This window comes from Leptolyngbya sp. UWPOB_LEPTO1, assembly GCF_017302695.1.
GTDB classification, from domain to species: Bacteria; Cyanobacteriota; Cyanobacteriia; order Leptolyngbyales; family Leptolyngbyaceae; genus Leptolyngbya; species Leptolyngbya boryana.
In genome coordinates, this window is the sequence record NZ_JAFLCJ010000003.1 from 135,654 (window position 1) to 153,715 (window position 18,062).

At 48.2% G+C, this 18,062-nt stretch carries 14 protein-coding genes; 5 read left to right on the forward strand and 9 right to left on the reverse strand.

Annotated elements, in window-relative coordinates:
• Window positions 1-10: 10 nt before the first annotated feature.
• Window positions 11-2,212, reverse strand: a complete 2,202-nt coding sequence (locus tag J0L70_RS05920; RefSeq protein WP_287453539.1) for a putative baseplate assembly protein — start codon at window positions 2,210-2,212, stop codon at window positions 11-13.
• Window positions 2,213-2,316: 104 nt separating this feature from the next.
• The gene (locus J0L70_RS05925) at window positions 2,317-2,712 is read right to left on the reverse strand and encodes a GPW/gp25 family protein (protein ID WP_017289459.1); all 396 of its coding nucleotides are present in this window, start codon (window positions 2,710-2,712) and stop codon (window positions 2,317-2,319) included.
• A gap of 128 nt (window positions 2,713-2,840) precedes the next feature.
• On the opposite strand from J0L70_RS05925, the gene J0L70_RS05930 reads away from it, so the two are divergent.
• Window positions 2,841-4,772 (forward strand): ATP-binding protein, encoded by a 1,932-nt coding sequence (locus J0L70_RS05930; RefSeq protein ID WP_287453541.1) that lies wholly within the window; start codon window positions 2,841-2,843, stop codon window positions 4,770-4,772.
• A gap of 103 nt (window positions 4,773-4,875) precedes the next feature.
• Here J0L70_RS05930 and J0L70_RS05935 read toward each other — a convergent pair whose 3' ends face one another.
• Window positions 4,876-6,390, reverse strand: a complete 1,515-nt coding sequence (locus J0L70_RS05935) for a glycoside hydrolase family protein (RefSeq protein ID WP_190651209.1) — start codon at window positions 6,388-6,390, stop codon at window positions 4,876-4,878.
• Window positions 6,391-6,500: 110 nt separating this feature from the next.
• Window positions 6,501-6,923 carry a nuclear transport factor 2 family protein gene (locus J0L70_RS05940; protein WP_026148792.1) on the reverse strand — a complete coding sequence of 141 codons (423 nt, stop codon included), beginning with the start codon at window positions 6,921-6,923 and terminating at the stop codon, window positions 6,501-6,503.
• Window positions 6,924-7,048: 125 nt separating this feature from the next.
• Between J0L70_RS05940 and J0L70_RS05945 the strand changes: the two genes are divergently transcribed.
• The gene (locus J0L70_RS05945; protein WP_017289464.1) at window positions 7,049-7,900 is read left to right on the forward strand and encodes an Rpn family recombination-promoting nuclease/putative transposase; all 852 of its coding nucleotides are present in this window, start codon (window positions 7,049-7,051) and stop codon (window positions 7,898-7,900) included.
• Here J0L70_RS05945 and nadB read toward each other — a convergent pair.
• Entirely contained in the window at window positions 7,897-9,525 is a 1,629-nt protein-coding gene (gene nadB / locus J0L70_RS05950; protein WP_287453543.1) for an L-aspartate oxidase, read from the reverse strand. The genes J0L70_RS05945 and nadB overlap by 4 nt on opposite strands.
• 82 nt (window positions 9,526-9,607) lie before the next feature.
• Window positions 9,608-10,015 carry a photosystem II complex extrinsic protein PsbU gene (psbU, locus tag J0L70_RS05955; RefSeq protein ID WP_017289466.1) on the reverse strand — a complete coding sequence of 136 codons (408 nt, stop codon included), beginning with the start codon at window positions 10,013-10,015 and terminating at the stop codon, window positions 9,608-9,610.
• Between the two features lie 208 nt (window positions 10,016-10,223).
• Between psbU and J0L70_RS05960 the strand changes: the two genes are divergently transcribed.
• From J0L70_RS05960 to J0L70_RS05970, 3 genes are all read left to right on the forward strand, one after another.
• Window positions 10,224-11,738 carry an ATP-dependent DNA helicase gene (locus tag J0L70_RS05960; protein WP_190651203.1) on the forward strand — a complete coding sequence of 505 codons (1,515 nt, stop codon included), beginning with the start codon at window positions 10,224-10,226 and terminating at the stop codon, window positions 11,736-11,738.
• A gap of 51 nt (window positions 11,739-11,789) precedes the next feature.
• Window positions 11,790-12,002: a DUF2839 domain-containing protein gene (locus tag J0L70_RS05965; protein WP_017289469.1), complete on the forward strand. Its 213-nt coding sequence runs from the start codon at window positions 11,790-11,792 to the stop codon at window positions 12,000-12,002.
• Between the two features lie 297 nt (window positions 12,003-12,299).
• Entirely contained in the window at window positions 12,300-14,354 is a 2,055-nt protein-coding gene (locus J0L70_RS05970) for a sensor histidine kinase (RefSeq protein WP_017289470.1), read from the forward strand.
• A gap of 18 nt (window positions 14,355-14,372) precedes the next feature.
• On the opposite strand, the gene J0L70_RS05975 is transcribed toward J0L70_RS05970, so the two are convergent.
• From J0L70_RS05975 to J0L70_RS05985, 3 genes are read right to left on the reverse strand one after another with little or no spacing between them, the layout of a single operon-like run.
• Window positions 14,373-16,100, reverse strand: coding sequence for a succinate dehydrogenase/fumarate reductase flavoprotein subunit (locus J0L70_RS05975; RefSeq protein ID WP_287453546.1), 1,728 nt, complete (start codon window positions 16,098-16,100; stop codon window positions 14,373-14,375).
• Window positions 16,101-16,155: 55 nt separating this feature from the next.
• The gene (locus J0L70_RS05980; protein WP_190651199.1) at window positions 16,156-16,671 is read right to left on the reverse strand and encodes a hypothetical protein; all 516 of its coding nucleotides are present in this window, start codon (window positions 16,669-16,671) and stop codon (window positions 16,156-16,158) included.
• Window positions 16,652-17,860 carry an urease accessory protein UreH domain-containing protein gene (locus J0L70_RS05985; RefSeq protein WP_287453548.1) on the reverse strand — a complete coding sequence of 403 codons (1,209 nt, stop codon included), beginning with the start codon at window positions 17,858-17,860 and terminating at the stop codon, window positions 16,652-16,654. The genes J0L70_RS05980 and J0L70_RS05985 overlap by 20 nt, the downstream gene beginning before the upstream one ends.
• Window positions 17,861-18,062: the final 202 nt, after the last annotated feature.

An 18,062-nucleotide genomic window follows, 5' to 3' on the forward strand; every position in this document is an offset into this window, starting at 1 on the left:
ACATCCTCCCTCAATTCATAAAGCTAATCGCATGACTCGATCGCAGCCGAGGATCTGCCCAAGAGCAAATCAATCCTGTCTTGCCTGGATCAATCATGCCGTCTTGCGCTAGGGTGCGTATCCAGCCTGAACCTTGCCGCCGCAGTTCAAACAACAAGACTGCTCCCAAATACCGCACCCCCACAATCGATTGGAACAAACTCACAATGTCCGAAACATAAACCGGACAGCCAAACTCCCACCCGCATCGATCCACGCCACCGATGAGCGGGTTCAAAAATCGATATAGTTCAACTTGTAATCGTCGAAGAATCGTTTGCTGTGCTTGGGTATTTTGATATTCAGGCAGTAATCCAACTTCGACTTGCACAGACACGCCTACATATTCTGGCTCTTGCAGTCTTACTTGCACACCAAGCAATCGTCGCTCATCCAAATAGCTGAGGATTTGCGTTTTCAAAGGTAGAGTCAGACTGAATTGGCTCGGTGCGATGCCGATCGCTGCTTCAATGCCATCTAGATTGGCTTTGGGCACAATCAGCAAATCGACGACTCCAGGCGTTGTTTCTTGAGTCGAGCGAATCGGGCATAAAGCGCGCGCGACTGATCCTTGTCCTGCCTGCACGGCTAGCGTTTCAAAATCTTCTGGAGTCACGGCGCGATCGCGCGTTCTCAAGATCTGCGGCACTCGGATCACTGCATCTTCTAGCGATTCTGCATCGGCTCCATGATGCGCAGAGCGATGATTGATCACGCGATCGACATAAGGCACAGCAGATTTCGCAATTTGAATTGTTCCGGCTTGTACATTTCCTTTGCGTCCGCCTCCAGTTCGGTAGGCTGCCATCCGAATTGTTGCCCCGCGTGCTGGAACTGCTCCATATTGCCGCTCCATTTGCTGACGAGTTTCTGAGTAACTTGGGGGTGCTGAGTTGCCAAGTGTGAGCTGATTGCGGCTGCGGACATTCGTTTGGGTTTTGAGTTGTCCAGGTTCTCGAATCAAAGGACCGAACTGAATCTGTCCGGTCAAAGACTCGATCGTATAGTGCAAATCCTCTGAACCAGAATCTGCAAAATCATTCACTTCTCGCCAAATTTGAGGCAATCCTCCTGGCGGAGTTACGATTAAGTGCTCGCCTTCTCGACGCGGCAAAATCGAGCCACTTTGAAGCTGAAACGTCTGCCCCGGTGTGCCGTTGCTTTCTCCAAGCAATTCATCTCGAATCAGCGTACATTGATGAACCTCGATCGTCCCCCCAATCGTTCGAGCCGACATTCCTAGTAGTTCTGGGGCGCGTGCATATCCAGACTGTCCCATTTGCGGTTGAGTATATACACACCGCAACCAGCGCCCCTGATATGCGCCAAAATACGACACTGGAAAAACCAGCGGTAAATGCAGCGTAACATCAGCTTCTCGAATCGCATTCCGAACCGCTTGCCCTGCTTCTCGAAAGCTAAATCCATACGTTGCATCGTCGTCTTCTTGCAGCAAAATGGGCTGCCAAGATGAACCAGTCCAAGCTTCCCAATGGCGCGGAGGTTGGTTGGGATTAATCCCAACTGAGCTAGCGACTTCACCTTTGAGCGTCAACGCTAGCACATTGCCTTCAATCTCAGAGCGAGGATCAAACACAATGTAAAAGCAATTTCCAGGCTGAGGACGCTCATTGAAAATAAATTGTGCTTGTCCTTCCCATTGCCCATCTTCTTCCGTCCAAAAGTTCGTTAAGCGATCGCGTAACATGACGGGCGCAGCGTCGGCAGTCTCAGAAGTCAGAAAATGCGTAATCCGAGGCGTACCAATCGTTAAGGGTCGATCGGTACTAAATACGATCGCGTCTTGGGATTCAGTCCGAACCGTTGCAACTTCTGTACCCGGTGAAATTTGATACGTGCTTGGCAAAGCAGCCGTCAGGTAAAAAGTAACTTCAGTCTGAGCAGGAGTAGGAGGTAAAAGACGAATGCCTAGTAACTCTAAGAATGCAACATAATTGCGGCGTGGAACCTGATTGAACCGAACCAGCATTTGGTCAGTTAACCAGGAAAAAAGCTCAACCATCGTAATGCCAGGATCGCCCGGATTAAAGTTTGTCCATTCGGGACAGTACCGAGGAATCCTGAGAATACATTCATTCACCAGATCTTCAAAGGTGCGATCGTCCAGATCTGATTTGGGTAACTTAGGCAGAAACTCAAATTCCATATCCATAAAATTGCGATCGCAAATCAGAGTAAATAGCGATGAGCTAAGTCAATTTAACACTGAAACAAATAAGTGAATCACCGGATTTAGCGATGCCGTAATTTTACGGATTAGCTTGCAGGCAGTAGGTAAAATGGATAAACCAGACTGCGGCGATCGTGCGTTTCTTTCGGGTGATATTCCACGAGAATGTCTATCCTTCCCCGGATCGGATCTGGCTCAGTGCGAATGCTATCCACGACAATCCGCGGCTCCCATTTTTCCAATGCTTCTTGCACATAAACTCGTGTAAGTAACAGTGTTTGAGTGTTCAGCGGTGCAAATGTTAACTCCGACAATCGCGACCCAAAATCAGGACGATACACTCTCTCTCCCAGTTCTGTGCCTAAGATAATTCGGATCGATTCTTCAATATTTTGATAGGTTGCACTCAGATGTAACCCACCTTGAACGCTCACCTGTAGCGGAAACGCCCAACCTTGACCCAAATGATTTGCAGAAATCATAACCTGATGCATATTTTTGAGATGATTATTTCACTGCGATCGTGAAACTACTTCCGTAGCCCTACGGTTTCATCCGTTTTGGAATTTAGAGATAAGAGCAGGTGTGTGCGTTTGCAAATCTCTCTACGATGACTTCTCTAACTTCCTGGGCTGAACTCAATCAACAGTATTTGCAAACCGCGATCGCGCATGTTCGGCAGCAACTTAAACAAGATCCGACATTGTTTGAACCTGTCGCATTCTCTCCAGAAGCCCCACCTGCGCTTGTGACACTCTGCCGAATGTTCAGACTGTCTGAATATGAGCGCGATCTCTTAGTCCTCTGTGCAGGCATGGAGTTCGATGGCGAATGGGCAACGCTCTGTGCCACTGTTCAAAACGATGCACAAAAGCCTTATCCAACATTGAGCTTAGCACTAGCTACTCTGTCAGATCCGCATTGGAGTGCTTTAGCACCAGATTCACCTTTGCGGTACTGGCATTTAATTGAGATTGGAGCAGGTAATGCGCTCACTCAAAGCCCCATCCGAATTGATGAGCGCATTCTCCATTATTTAATCGGGCTACCTCAGCAAGATGAAAGATTAGCAGGATGTATTACACCAGTCGCTTCTGATGCGATCGCGCTGGTAGAATCACACCAACGGATTGTCAAACAGAGCTATCAATCCTGGATACAATTTGCGCAGAAACAATCCTTAAAGCAACTTCCGGTCATTCAACTCTGTGGACAAGATCGCATCAGCTTACAAGCGATTGCACTTGCGATTGCGGCGCGATCTCAGCTCAATCTTTTTGAGATCGCGATTGATACCCTTCCGACCGACATCGCGCAATTTCATCTCTTGATGCGTCTATGTGAACGAGAATATCTGCTCAGTCAAGCTGCATTCTGGATTGACTGCACCTTAGAATCCGATCTCAATTCTACTCAAGCAAGTCTGCTCTCTCGTTTGATTGATCAACTCGCTGCCCCCGTCATCGTGGCGACTTCTGATCGTCGTCGTCAACGTCAGCGTCGTTACCTTAGCTTTGATGTGGATCTACCCTCTCCTGCTGAACAGCGATCGCTGTGGCATCAGCATTTACCCAATTTCAAAGGTCACTTAGCTCCTTTGGTTTCGCAGTTTAATCTCTCTCCTGATGCGATCGAGACAGCTTGTCTGCAAGTTCAATCTCTGCCCATCACTTCGAGTGATGAGTTAGCAAGCAACCTTTGGCAAACTTGCCGAGAACAAGCCCGCCCGCGTTTAGATGAACTAGCTCAGCGCATTTCAAGTTCGATGGGTTGGGAAGATCTAGTACTTCCCGACAAAGAACAGCAAACCTTGCACGAGTTAATTGCTCATGTGAAACAGCGATCTCGTGTTTATGAAACTTGGGGATTCGGCAGTAAAAGTGCGCGCGGCTTAGGAATTACTGCCTTGTTTTCTGGAGCCAGTGGAACAGGTAAAACAACAGCCGCAGAAGTCATTGCTCACGAATTGCAGCTTGATCTCTATCGAATTGACCTCAGTACGATTGTGAGTAAATACATTGGCGAAACTGAGAAAAACTTGCGCCGTATTTTTGATGCGGCTGAAGCAGGGGGCGTAGTTTTACTGTTTGATGAGGCAGATTCATTATTTGGCAAGCGGAGTGAAGTCAAAGATAGCCGCGATCGCTATGCGAACTTAGAAGTTAGCTACCTTTTGCAACGCATGGAATCATATCGCGGACTAGCAATTTTGACGACGAACTTGAAAGCCTCGATCGATCCTGCTTTCTTACGGCGCATTCGATTTGTAGTTCCGTTTTCTTTTCCAGATCAGCAACAGCGAACAGAAATTTGGCGCAGAGTTTTTCCTAAAGATACACCGACTGAAAATCTAGATTTCGACAAGCTCGCCCGCCTAGGAGTCGCAGGTGGAAACATTCGCAATATTGCCGTCAATGCAGCCTTTATTGCAGCAGATGCAGATGAGGCAGTACAAATGAAGCACATTCTGGCAGCGGCTCGCAACGAATATGTCAAACTAGAGCGACCTTTAACCGATGCAGAAACACGGGGATGGGTGTGAAGGCTGAAAAGATTTCCCAACCAGCCCTGAGCAAATGCCTTTCTTTGCCCAGGAAACTACTCTAGCAAGTTTCAACTTCGACGAGCCAGCTTGGGAAATCTCCTCACAACTGCCGCTGTGAGCAAGATTTGCGATCTTGATCCGATCGCGGTTCTTGCCAAGAATAAGCAAAGTGGCTAATCGAAGTAATTCGCGGCGAAAGCGACTTCAATGCCTGCATTTGTACTTCTAACGGCGGACGATTACTCACAGACATCTGCCAAATTCCAGCCAGTACAGGTTTCACCTCTGTCCCCGCAGGTGTTAGCGACAATACGCGCTGCACTTGTTTCACAACACAATCCGCCTTGCCACAAGTCGCATACGACATTGGATGCCAAGCAATATTTTTGGGAAACCGATCCCAAGGCTGTAACCGCGAATCATATCCCAACCCAACCATCTGATTGCCTTCTGGAAAAAATACAGCCCCCGCAGGCAGTCCTACTTGCTGAACCGGATAAGTTGCAACATTGAGAAAATCGACCACTCCCTGCATCGCATGAGCCACACTCAACCGCCACAGATCCATCTGCAAAATTCTTGCCCGCTGCGCGACAGACCCACGAGTATCGATCGCTGCCGAGGTGCGCCCCTGCCACATCGGAACTTTCTCTCTCGGAAATAGCTTATCGACTGCAGCCACATCACTCGCATTGATCGCACCACGATCGAGATACCGTTTAATCAGTTCTCGTCCCTTATTATTCAAGCCGCGATCGACTAACGCTTTCCGGGACGCATCTCCAAACACCCAAAGATCTCGAACCTTCGTGGCAATCGATGCTGTCCCTTGACTACGCGGATAGCGAATGTAATCGAACAACACCCCATCCGGTTTACGTTTTAGGACTGCTTGCATCATCCGGTAATAGTCTTGTTTGGCAGGCAAGCTATACGGATCGATAAACGCTTCATTCGGATTCAAACTTCCCAGTTCTGTGCTTAACCCTGCCAATGTATTTGCCGTCAAACTGGTCTGCCCGCGCCCATTTCGTAACAGTGAAACTTGCTTTTCTGGCTGATTTGCATAGCTATTCCCGAAGTTCATGCTAAACATCCAGGCATAAACTTTTAAGCCGCGCGCGCGACCCTTCTGAATAATCTGTGCCAGTAGATCTACATTACTTGGAGACTGAAGCATCGACTGCCAAGCCGTCGGATTGTCCGACGCTGGTAGTAAAACCATGCCATTAAAAAATGTCTCGACATACACTTCGTTGTAGCCTCGATCGACAATGCGATCGAGGACTTCATCAATCCCTCCAGGTCTTGCATCACAGGCATACAAGCGCAACCAAATGCCCTGAGTTTTCAGCCAGTTTTGATTCCGACATTGCCGTAACTGATTAGCCTGTTGCGTGAGAATTTGCTGATATTTCTGCTGAGCTTCTGCTCCGCCCTTGAGTGCTGCCCGACGCGCCGCATCTTTTTGTGCGATCGTCGCTGAAGTTTGCTGACAGTATGGGAGAAAATCTGCCTTTGCAACCGTACGCCAAACACCCTGGGCAAGCAGACTGGTTGTGACGATCGCAAACACGAATCCCAGTTGAAACCGACGAAAAGAACTCACGCGCATAGATGAATTTAGAGGAACTCGACAAGTTCAGCACAATCTCAGAGTGTATCTGCTCTCATTCAAAATGCAGCACCAAAATTGCCCTGTCTTTTAGGATCGTGAATTGGAGTTCAACGTTCCCAACGAAATTGTCGATCGGATTCTTGAATGGGTAAATCATTAATACTGGCTTCTCGTCGTCGCATCAGCCCATTTTCTGCAAACTCCCATTGCTCATTGCCATAAGAGCGATACCATTGCCCAGAATCGTCATGCCATTCGTAGGCGAATTTGACAGAGATACGATTTTCAGTGAAGCTCCACAGTTCTTTTTTCAGCCGATAGTCCAATTCTTTGTTCCATTTGCGTCTGAGAAACGCTCGAATTTCTTCTCGTCCGCTCAAAAATTCTGCTCGATTCCGCCATTGCGAATCTTCGGTATAAGCCAGTGCAACGCGATCGGGGTCGCGGGTATTCCAAGCATCCTCCGCCGCTTGAATTTTTGCTTTTGCAGTTTCTAAGGTGAAAGGAGGTAAAGGCGGTTTCATTTCCATGTCTCGCATCCAAAATTGTCGCCATCGCATCTTAGAAGGTTTGCGGCAATTGACAAGGAACGAAAATCTTAAAAATTGTCAGAGGATAAAGCAGTACAATTGATCGAGTCTTATCAAAGCTCGACATGCGGCGCGATCCCCTTTTCTACAAACTGTTTCAGCAATCTCCAGTCCTATTATTTGAGTTGCTTGAGACTCGACCCGCGAATGCAGCAGAGTATCGATTTGATTCTGTTGCAGTCAAAGAGCCGAAATTTGAAATTGATGGCGTATTTCTGCCGCCTGAATCTGATGAATCTGGCATTGTCTATTTCTGCGAAATTCAATTCCAGAAAGACGAGAAACTCTATGAACGCCTATTTAGCGAATCGTCGCTGTATTTTTATCAAAACAGTTCTCGCTTCTCAGATTGGCAAGCGGTGGTGATTTATCCCTCACGAAGTTTAGAGCAAAGCAAGCAGTATCCTCACCGTTCCCTCTTAAACGGCGAGCAAGTTCATCGCATTTACCTTGATGAATTAGGCGATGTGCAATCTTTGCCGCTGCTCGTTGCCGCCTTGGTTCTGACGATCAAACCAGAAGCCGAAGCTCCTCAATTTGCTCGAAACTTATTAGTTCGAGCCGAGCAAGAACCACTAACGCTGAGCGAGAGAAACGACATAATAGATATCGTGACCGCGATCATGGTTTACAAGTTTTCAACCTTAAGTCGAGCAGAGGTCAGAGCAATGATCGGAATCAATTTATCTGAAGAACCCCGTGCGATTCGAGAAGCGAAAGAAGAAGGGCGCGAAGAGCAGACGATCGCGCTTGTTTCCCGACAATTAACCCGACGACTCCAGCAAGAGCTTCCTGAATCAGTTCGCTCTCAACTCACAACGCTCCCGCTCCCCATTCTTGAAGACCTGAGTGAAGCCTTACTCGATTTCACAAGCTTGGCAGATTTAGAGAATTGGCTCTCAGAACATTGCGCCTAGTGCCGAATTGGAGCAGTAGACCACTTCTCCCCTTGCACGATCGTATGCACTTGCCATTCACTTAAAGTATCGGGAAAGTCCGATCGATAATGTCCGCCCCGACTTTCCGTTCTCAAATGGGCACTTTTCAAAATCAAATGCGCGACATCGAGTAAGTTGTACAACTCTCCCCAATCCCGCAATTCTGATGCTGAAACCTGAAGTTTCACTGCCTGTTGCGGTTTGAGATGGATTAAGACTTGACTCAGCGGAAGCTGCAAAAAGTCATGCTGCCAGAGTTCGATTTGAGCGATCGCGCTTTCTAAAGTCTTCTGGTCTCGCGAAATGCCTGCACTCTGCCACACTAATCGCGGCAAGGCAGCCCGAAGTTGCTCGATCGAGGTAAATTCTACATCTGCGATCGAGTCGATCTCTGCAACGGTCTGGGCTGAGATTGGTTCGAGTTGGAGCGATCGAAATTGCGCGCCGAACACCAAACACTCTAACAGCGAATTACTGGCTAACCGATTTGCGCCATGAACTCCAGTACTGGCCGTTTCACCGACTGCATATAAATTCTCGATCGAGGTTCGATTCTCCACATCCGTCCCAATGCCGCCCATCCAATAATGCGCCGCTGGAGCGACCGGAATCGGTTCTTTAAAAACATCTACCCCCCATTTTTGACAGACTTGAATAATATTGGGAAAGCGATGCTGAATCGTCTCAACGGGAATGGGACGCAAATCGAGAAATACATTGGCACTCGCCGGATCAGATTCCGTTTTCTGAATGTGATTAAAAATCGCCCGGCTCACCACATCGCGCGGCGCTAATTCCCCCGCTGGATGGTAATCAAACGCAAATCGATGTCCTGTTCGATCGACTAAATGCGCTCCTTCCCCCCGCACCGCTTCGCTAATCAAAAATCTCGGCGCACCCGATTTCGTCAAAGCTGTCGGGTGAAATTGCACGAATTCTAGATCGCGAAGCAAAGCTCCGGCTCGATGCGCGATCGCCACTCCATCGCCTGTGCTGACTGCTGGATTCGTCGTCTGAGCAAAGACCTGCCCACCTCCGCCTGTTGCCAAAATCACAGCCTGAGCGCGAATCCAATGCACTTGAGCATGGTGAATCAAGCAAACTCCCTGACAGCGATTTTGCTCATCCAGCCAAATATCTAAAACAAACGTCTGATCTAACGTCTGAATATTTTCGCGTTCCAGCACCCGCTCTGCCAAAACGCTCACCACCGCACGACCCGTTGTATCTGCGGCATGTAGCACTCGCCGTCGAGAATGTGCCGCCTCTAACGTCAGCGCCAACTGATTGTGATGTCGATCGAATGCCACCCCCAAATCCACCAAATTGTGAATACAGTCTGCTGCGTGCTCCACCAGAAACGTCACGGCATCGACATCACACAGCCCTGCCCCTGCCGAGAGCGTATCCGCAATGTGCAAATCGGTTGAATCTTGAGGATCGATCACCGCCGCAATGCCGCCTTGTGCCCAATCACTCGCCGAGCGTGCTACCGAATCCTTGGTAATCAGCCCCACCCGATATTGAGACGGCAAACAGAGCGCCGTATATAACCCAGCCGCCCCCGCTCCAACCACCAGCACATCATACGCAGACTGCAACATACGCTTCCTATATAAAAAAATCGCTCCCACAGACATTGAATTCTGTAGAGAGCGTCGAGTTGACAAGTTTCTCGATCGTCAATTAGCGATAAATGCCATTGTTATAGCGATCGCCGCCTTCAACGAGTTCTTTGGACACTTCGGTCACAACGAAATTATCCAAATTCGATTGCAGCACTTCTTTCTGCTTGTCGTTCAGTCCTGGAATATCCAAAACATCTTCCACAGATTCATACGGCGCATATTTAATAATCAATCCCGCCAAAGTCGGATATAGCCCTGGCAATTCGCGGAAAGCCCGAACGTTTGTATTGTTCAGGTCAAGTTTCTTACCGAATTCGGTTGCCATCTTATCTTCGACCACATTGCGGTACTCAGCCGCCAACACGGTGACTCCATTCAAGTTTGCTGCGACTGCCGCTTGGGAAAACCAGCCCAGACAGCCCACCACCAAACTCACCATCGCCAAAACGCGAATCAAACGTTTCATTGTTAATCCCTCCCAACTGGATCGAGCAAACGCAATACACAGCTTTTATTAGAGCCTATCATTTTGCGACCGCGATTGAGAATCTTTTAGATGAGGTGGGAAGTCCCCTACTCCCCACTCCCCACTCTCCCCAAAAGCAAATTAACTTACCGCAGGGTTTTGAATGAGTGTGTCAAAATGATGATTTAGTTCCAAATCGGGTGACTTTGTGATTGAGGTAGAAGTCCATCAACAACTCCGCGCCTTTCTCAGAGAACAAGGCGAATTGTACTGGTCGCACCATTTGACGATGGCGCGTCTGGTCGCGCGGGCGCTTCGGATTGGACGGAGTGCCTTGATTCAAACCGGGACACCGGGTGATCTTCAGGGACGGTATCGCCTCAGTTATCTTGTGCCCTTGCTGATGTGGCAAGAACCAGTGGTTCTGGTCGTGCCGGAAGCGATTCAGCAACGGATTTTAAGAGTCGAGATTCCCCGATTGCGGCAGTGGATTGAGTATCCCAAACCGATTCAAACGGGCGATCGCTGGCCGGCTCCCGATTACAAAGGCATTTTGATTACAACGCCTGAAGCTTGGTTGAGCGATCGCTTAAATTCCGCGGGCAGATTTCCGACTGGGATTCCGACGATTATCGATGGGGTAGATGATCTCGAATCTTGGACGCGCGATCTATTAACCGTGCAACTTGACTCGGCAGATTGGGAGGCGCTGATGCTAGCTTGTCCAGCGCAAGCCGATTTGATTCGAGATTCTCGGATTCAACTGATTCGAGCAATTTTTCAACATCCTGCTAATCCTTACGAATGCTATTTGATTGAGCAAGCTGAACGCGATATTTTACTCGAACTCAAATTTTACTTAACTGAGACATTGCCGCCAAATTGGGCGCATTTTTTTGAGCAGTTACAGCAAAACGATCGCTTAGTTTGGGTGACGATTTTACGGCAAGCTGGACAGTTTTCGCTGCATTGCACTCCGGTGAAGATTGCTTCGTTTCTAGAGCCGATTTGGACACAGCAGCCGACGGTTCTGATCGGGGGCGCGTTGGATCTCGATACAGATGCAGAGATTTATCGATCAAATGTGGGCTTAGGTGACGATTTGACCTGTTTGAAATTCGCCCTCGATCGCCAAGAAGATCTGATTCAGCTTTATCAGCCCGAAGGAATTCCGCTGCCTAATACGCCTCAGTTTCAAGGAGCGTTGCTGAAAGAATTGCGATCGTTGCTGAGTCTGTCCGCCTCGGTTCAGCGATTAACCGTGATTTTGGTCGGGGATACGCCGCTGCGATCGCAAGTGGGATCAATTTTGGCGGCTGAGTTTGGGTCGAGAGTGCAAGTTGAGCGCACATGTTTGGAAGAAAACGGGATTTTAGTTACAGGTTGGGAGTTTTGGCGAGAGCATCAGGGAGTTTTGCCTGCACCGTATGTGTTCGCGATCGCGACTTTACCGATTCCTTCGCTCGAACATCCGCTGGTTGCAGGTCGCGTTGCCTATTACAAACAGCATCGTCAAGATTGGTTTCGGCTGTATCTCCTACCAGAAGCGCTAAGTGAGCTACAGCGATCGATTGCTCCGGTGCGAGAATGTCAAGGGTTTGTCGCAATCTTAGATAGCCGCGTTTTACACCGAAGCTATGGTGCTCAAGTTTTGACCGCACTCAGCCCATTTGCGCGGATTTCTTATTTGGATTCAAGCTTGTTCAACCCTGTAGACGAATAAGCATTCGCGATATGATCAGAATCAATACACTCAAACATTTTTTTCAACCTTATGGGAGAAGCAAAACGTCGTAAAGAAGCGCTGGGTGAAGAGTATGGCAAAGAGCAAAAGATTGCTCCCTGGCTGCCAGTCACAAAGACTCAAACCCAAAAGTTTATGAATTGGACAACGACGGGGGCATGGACTGGAATTATCCTGCTCGTTGTGGCGTGGCTCGTGATTCGATTTGTCGGTCCGGCAGCAGGCTGGTGGGCCGTGAATTAAGTTAAGAGAATTGACTTTGAAAGGGGATCAAGTTGATTCCCTTTTTTGTTGTGATCGCTTTCTAGCGCCATACAATTCATCCAGCAATCGTTTTATCCGAATTCAGATCACCAGCCATTGAGCCTCGTTGAACAGAAAGTGATCCAAGTCTTTGGGCGCAAAGTAATCTCATAGCTGCATAGTAGCTTTTAGACATCGTTGGCAATGCTTACCTTGAACTGATTCTGGGAATATTGAAACTGCTCGGCTCAGTCTCCATTCAGTCTACTAGTCAACTGTGTCTATCACCAAGATTCAATGAACTCTATCGCAGCCCCTAAGCCCTCTGCATTCATTTATCGACTAGTCGGAACCGCATTAGTCTACTACATTACAGCCAAATTGGGGCAATATCTCGCCATTCCACCTGGCTTTATTACGCCTGTTTACGCCCCCTCTGGCATTGCCGTTGCAGTGCTGTTGTGCTGGGGGGATCAGCTTGCAGTCGGGATATGGATTGCTGCATTAATCGCAGCAGCGTGGCCTCTGTGGGTGAATACGGGCAATGGGGCAATGTCGATGGTGTCAGGATTAGGCATTGCAACGGGTTCTGTTTTGCAAGCATTAGTAGGAGCATGGTTACTTCGCCGCTGGGTTGGAGCAGACCTATTGTTTCAAAAAGCTCAGAACGTCTTCAAGTTTGCGGGAATTGAACTATTCAGCTGCATGATTAGCCCCACCCTTGGAGCCGGAACGATGCTCTTGTGTGGACTCATTTCACCGAATAACTTTCTCAATAGCTGGATCACATTCTGGCTTGGAGACTACATTGGAGTCTTGGTGATTGCGCCGCTCCTCATTTTGATGTGGCTCGATCGCATTGCAACCTGGCAATGGTTAGGACAAACTTTCAAATCAGCTCAAAAGAATGCATTGGATATTGCATCTATTGCTCGCCTGCTGGTGCACCCAGATCATTCTCCTGAAACTTCTCGACAATTTAAGCAGTTGCGAGAAGTTGGGATTTGGTTAGTGCTGATCTCGATCGTCGGGATTATTGCTTTTGGTATGGCATATCCGATCGAGTATATGGTCGTTCCCTTACTGGTTTGGGCAGCACTACGATTTGGGCAGCGGTTCACAAATTACTCGATTCTCCTAGTTGCTGGACTTGCACTCGCAGGAACAATTCACGGAACTAGTTCTTTTAATCGCAGCACGCTGAACGAAACATTGTTGTTGCTGCAAGCCTTTATTGGTGCAATCACCTTAATGATGCTGGTGCTCTCTGCTGTGATCATAGAACGAGAACAAGCAAAAACTAGCCTTGAACAAGCAAATGCCGACCTCGAATCTAAAATTGAGGCTCGAACAGCAGAACTACAATTAGCAAAACATTATCTCGAAGAGCAAGTCCAAGAACGTACAGCCAGTCTGAGCCAAGCATTAGCCGAACTGACTCATACGCACGAAAGTCTCAAGCAAGCTCAATTACAACTTGTGCAGACTGAGAAGATGTCTTCTCTCGGTCAATTGGTCGCTGGAGTCGCCCACGAGATTAATAATCCGATTGGTTTCATCTTCGGCAACATTACTTACACGACCGCTTATACACAAGATTTACTCGATCTGTTGGAGCTTTACCAGACGACTTATGATCAACCGACACCCGCGATTCAAGCCAAACTTGAAGAGGTCGATCTAGAATTTCTCAAAGCTGATCTCCCCAAAACGTTCTCATCAATGCGAGCTGGGGCAGACCGAGTTAAGCAGATTGTTCTGTCTTTGCGTAACTTCTCCCGTTTAGACGAAGCAGCTTTCAAACCCGCTAATATTCATGAAGGCATCGATAATGCGCTCGTCATTCTGGACCATCAATTAAAAGCAACAAATCATCGCTCTGCGATTCAAGTTGTCAAGACTTACGGACAGATTCCCCTCATCGAGTGCTATGTCGGTCAACTCAACCAGGTCTTCATGAATATCTTGGTCAACGCGATCGAAGCAATTGCACCTGATAAGCAAGCAACTCGCACCAACACATCTTGTCATGCACTCGCAGCACGGACAGACAGACCAGGCACGAAGCTATTCGATATACTCCAGACTTATTCTGTTCCAACCATTCACATCGATACGGAACTGCAAGAAAAGTCTGTTGTCATTCGCATCGCTGATAACGGACCAGGGATGACAGAAGAAACCCTCAAAAATATCTTTAATCCATTTTTCACGACTAAACCTGTGGGTCAAGGCACTGGCTTAGGTCTATCGATTAGCTATCAAATCATTACCGAACGGCATCAGGGCACTTTGCAATGCCATTCGGTGCTGGATTATGGGACAGAATTTATCATTCAGATTCCGCGCTAAAGTTCTACACAGCCGAATTTAATACTTCCGCTCTTGTGGCTCGAATTGATTAATCACCACGGGTAGATAGTTAATATCAATGCCTGCTGCTGAATAGTAAGCTAATGTGTGTTTGAGGAATGCAGCATCGTCTCGCTGCTGATAGTCTTCGCGGAAATGGGAGCCTCGGCTCTCTTTGCGATTGATCGCCGAGAACAGAATCATCTCACCGACGACAAAGAGCGATCGCAGTTCCAACGCTTCGATCAATTCCGTGTTCCAGCTTGTTCCCCGATCGTCGAGGCGAATCTGACTATACTTTTGCTGCAATTCCCGCAGTTGGAGTAATCCAGCTTGCATGACTTCATCAGTCCGGAACACACCGCAATGCTCGGTCATACAGTCTTGATAAGCTTGGCGAATTTCGTGAATCCGGTACTGTCCAGATTGATTAAATAAGCCTTGAATTTGGGCTTTTGCTTCTGTGATATAGCGATCGGCATTCAGATCCGGAGCTTTCCGACCTTGGACAAATTTCGCGATCGAGGCTCCGGTTCGCCGCCCATACACGACGCATTCTAACAGCGAGTTACTGCCTAATCGATTCGCCCCATGCACCGAGACGCAAGACGTTTCCCCTGCTGCAAAAAATCCATCGACTAGCTCATCAGCACTCGCTCGAACTCGTCCATCTGTATTGACGGGAATACCGCCCATGCAATAATGCACCGTTGGGCGAACTGGCATTGGCTCCGTCACTGCATCGACCCCGACTAAGCGATGGGCTTCCTCCCAGCAGAACGGGACGCGACTCATGATTTTCTCTTTGCCCATATGTCGCAAATCGAGATAAACATAAGGTCCACCCGGACTTCCATCGGGTTTAACGCCACGTCCGGCTCGCACCTCAGACACGATCGCACGGGAGGTAATATCGCGTGGGGCAAGCTCCATCCGGCTCGGCGCATAGTTTGCCATAAAGCGATCGCCATCGCTGTTAATCAGATACGCCCCTTCACCCCGAACAGCTTCAGAAATTAACACCCCAACCGGATACAAACCCGTCGGATGAAACTGAACAAATTCCATGTCTTCGAGCGGCAATCCTGCCATCGCAGTCATCGCTAACCCGTCACCTGTCGAAGCGTAATCGTTAGACGTGGTGTTGTAAACCCGTCCATAGCCTCCCGTTGCAAACATCACGGCTTTGGCGCGAACGACTTCGATATGTCCGCTGAGCAAGTGATACATCACCACCCCTTTCGCCTGACCGTCTTCTAAGATCAGACGCATCACATACCATTCTTCGTAGATCTTGACTCCGTACTTCATCAAGTTACAAATCAATTCATGCAAAATCGCATGTCCTGTTTTATCGGCTGCGTAACAGGTGCGATTGTGAGAATGTCCGCCGAATGCGCGTTGAGCAATGCGACCATCCGCCAGTCGCGAGAACAGCACGCCCATATGCTCTAGATCGATCACGACATCTGGAGCTTCCTGCGTCAAAATTGCGACTGCATCCTGGTCAGCTAAATAGTCCGAGCCTTTAACAGTATCAAAGGCATGTGCTTCCCAGGAGTCAGTATCATCGACGTTTTTAAGAGACGCTGCCATGCCACCTTGTGCGGCAACCGAGTGCGATCGAATCGGGTGGGTTTTGGCAACAACGGCGATGCTGAGACTAGGATTGGTGCGGACAATTTCCAGCGCTGCACGTGATCCAGCCAGCCCGCCCCCAACAATAATGACATCGTGATCAATCATGGGTCACATTCGGAAAATTCGGCATTTCTCATTGTGACTCGAATTTTGGGTTCTGCTATTTTTTAAGGGTTCTTTTTACAATCCAAGCAGCGATTAAAAGCACAATCGCACTCAGTCCGACAGGCAAAACCCAATTCGTCTGTGGGGTGGTTTGAATCGGAGTTGCAGCGACAGGGCTAGATTGCGGGGCAGTTCCAGCTTGAACTGTCACCTCGTAAGCAAATTGAAATTCATTAAAGTCGTCTGCTTGCTTAGGAGTGCCGCTGATTTCCAGGGTATAAATTCCCGCTTTTGGAAACGTAATGTCTGCACCTGGAATGCCTTGATATTGCTCGGCTGAAATAGCTTTTAATTGCGGTTGTTTGAGGATTGTATTCTTAGAGATCACTTTGAGTTGACAGTTACAGCGATCGAGCGGAATGATTTCTCCACCCGCTTTAGTCAGTGCAAACCAAGCTTGTGAAACTTCACCGACTTTTGGATTATGGTTTGGCTCGATGTGAAAAGTCGCAGCAACATTGCCAGAAGTTTTAATATTATGAGCAATTAAATTATCGTTTAGATGCAGCATAGAACTTTTCTAAAGAGAAGAGCGACCAAAAAATTTGTAGTCGAATCAATAAGACTGTAATCACAAGAAAGATTAAAATTCCGACTCGGAAGCGATGAATAAAATCAGAGTTAATTTCACCCAGGTAATTCGATCCCGTAAGGCTCGTGTGAATCACAGCGAGAATTAAGACAGGAATGCTAACGAGATGGATTTTTCGCCATGCCGTGCCTAATTTAGCAACAGCAAAATCGAAACTTGTCAACGCTAGGGGAATCATCAACCCCAATGCAATTATCCCTGCCCACATTCCAATTTGTTGATTCGGAAGCAGAAATGCGATCGCATAAATATTCCAGTTAAACGTGTGATCCAAAAAATGTCCCATATGTGCACAGGACAGCACAAATGCGCCCACGCCTAACGCTCGCCGATACCGCAACGGAGCCGCCCAAATCCGACTAATCGGTCGCGCAATCAGCGCGAGCATTAAACAAATTAAAGCAGCATGTCCGGTGTAGTCCACCATATCGCTACTTCTAAACAAGGTCAAAAGACCGATCGTCAAAGTTATCCAACCCGCTAATTTAAACAGTTGACTTCGGCGATCGCGACTCAATGTCCCTGCAAATAATCCAGTGCTAATCATCATTGGCGCAGTTCCTCCGCCAAATGCCAGCATCGTCAGTGCGCCTTGTAAGGCATTGCCAGTTTCTGCGGCTTTAATCTGTGCCGCATAGAGAAATCCGCAGGGAATCAGCCCCCAAACTAGACCAAGAATTGCCGGAGTCCACCATTTTCGCGATCGTGAAAAGTCACCCAAGCGTTGACTCAAGCGATCGTGCAATTTTCCCTGAATTGGATGCAGAATCGGAACTTGCGGCAGCCAAGTTGGATTGATATTCGCAAGACCAAACCAAATGAGCAGTAACCCGGTCACGATCGCGAGTCCTCGTCTCAAGGCACTATCAATCCCAGCCAGTTGTCCACCCGCGATCAGCACCGATCCAAGCGCCCCGATCGCGGCTCCGACTAGGGTGTAGCTCATCACCCGTCCAGCATTCAAGAGAAGATTGAATCTCAATTGCGCAAAGCGAGAAGTGCGATCGTTCGACAGCGAGAATGCAACGGTCAGCGAACTACACATGCCCAGACAATGCCCGAAGCTGCCCAAAAACCCAACACTAGCCATTAACAAGAGATCTAACATCCTCCAATGCTATCGCGATTTGAAATCGGGTTGGGTACTTGTGTTTTGGATTTTAGCGTTTGGAGCGAGGGGATATTACAGGTGTAGGTTTGTGATGAAGAGGTCAGTGCAGACTGATCTGGCTCGATAATGAAGGTCGTCCATCTTGGAGCGAAGGACGCTACGAGGCTCCTCCTTGAAACAATGGAACTGCATCCCAACA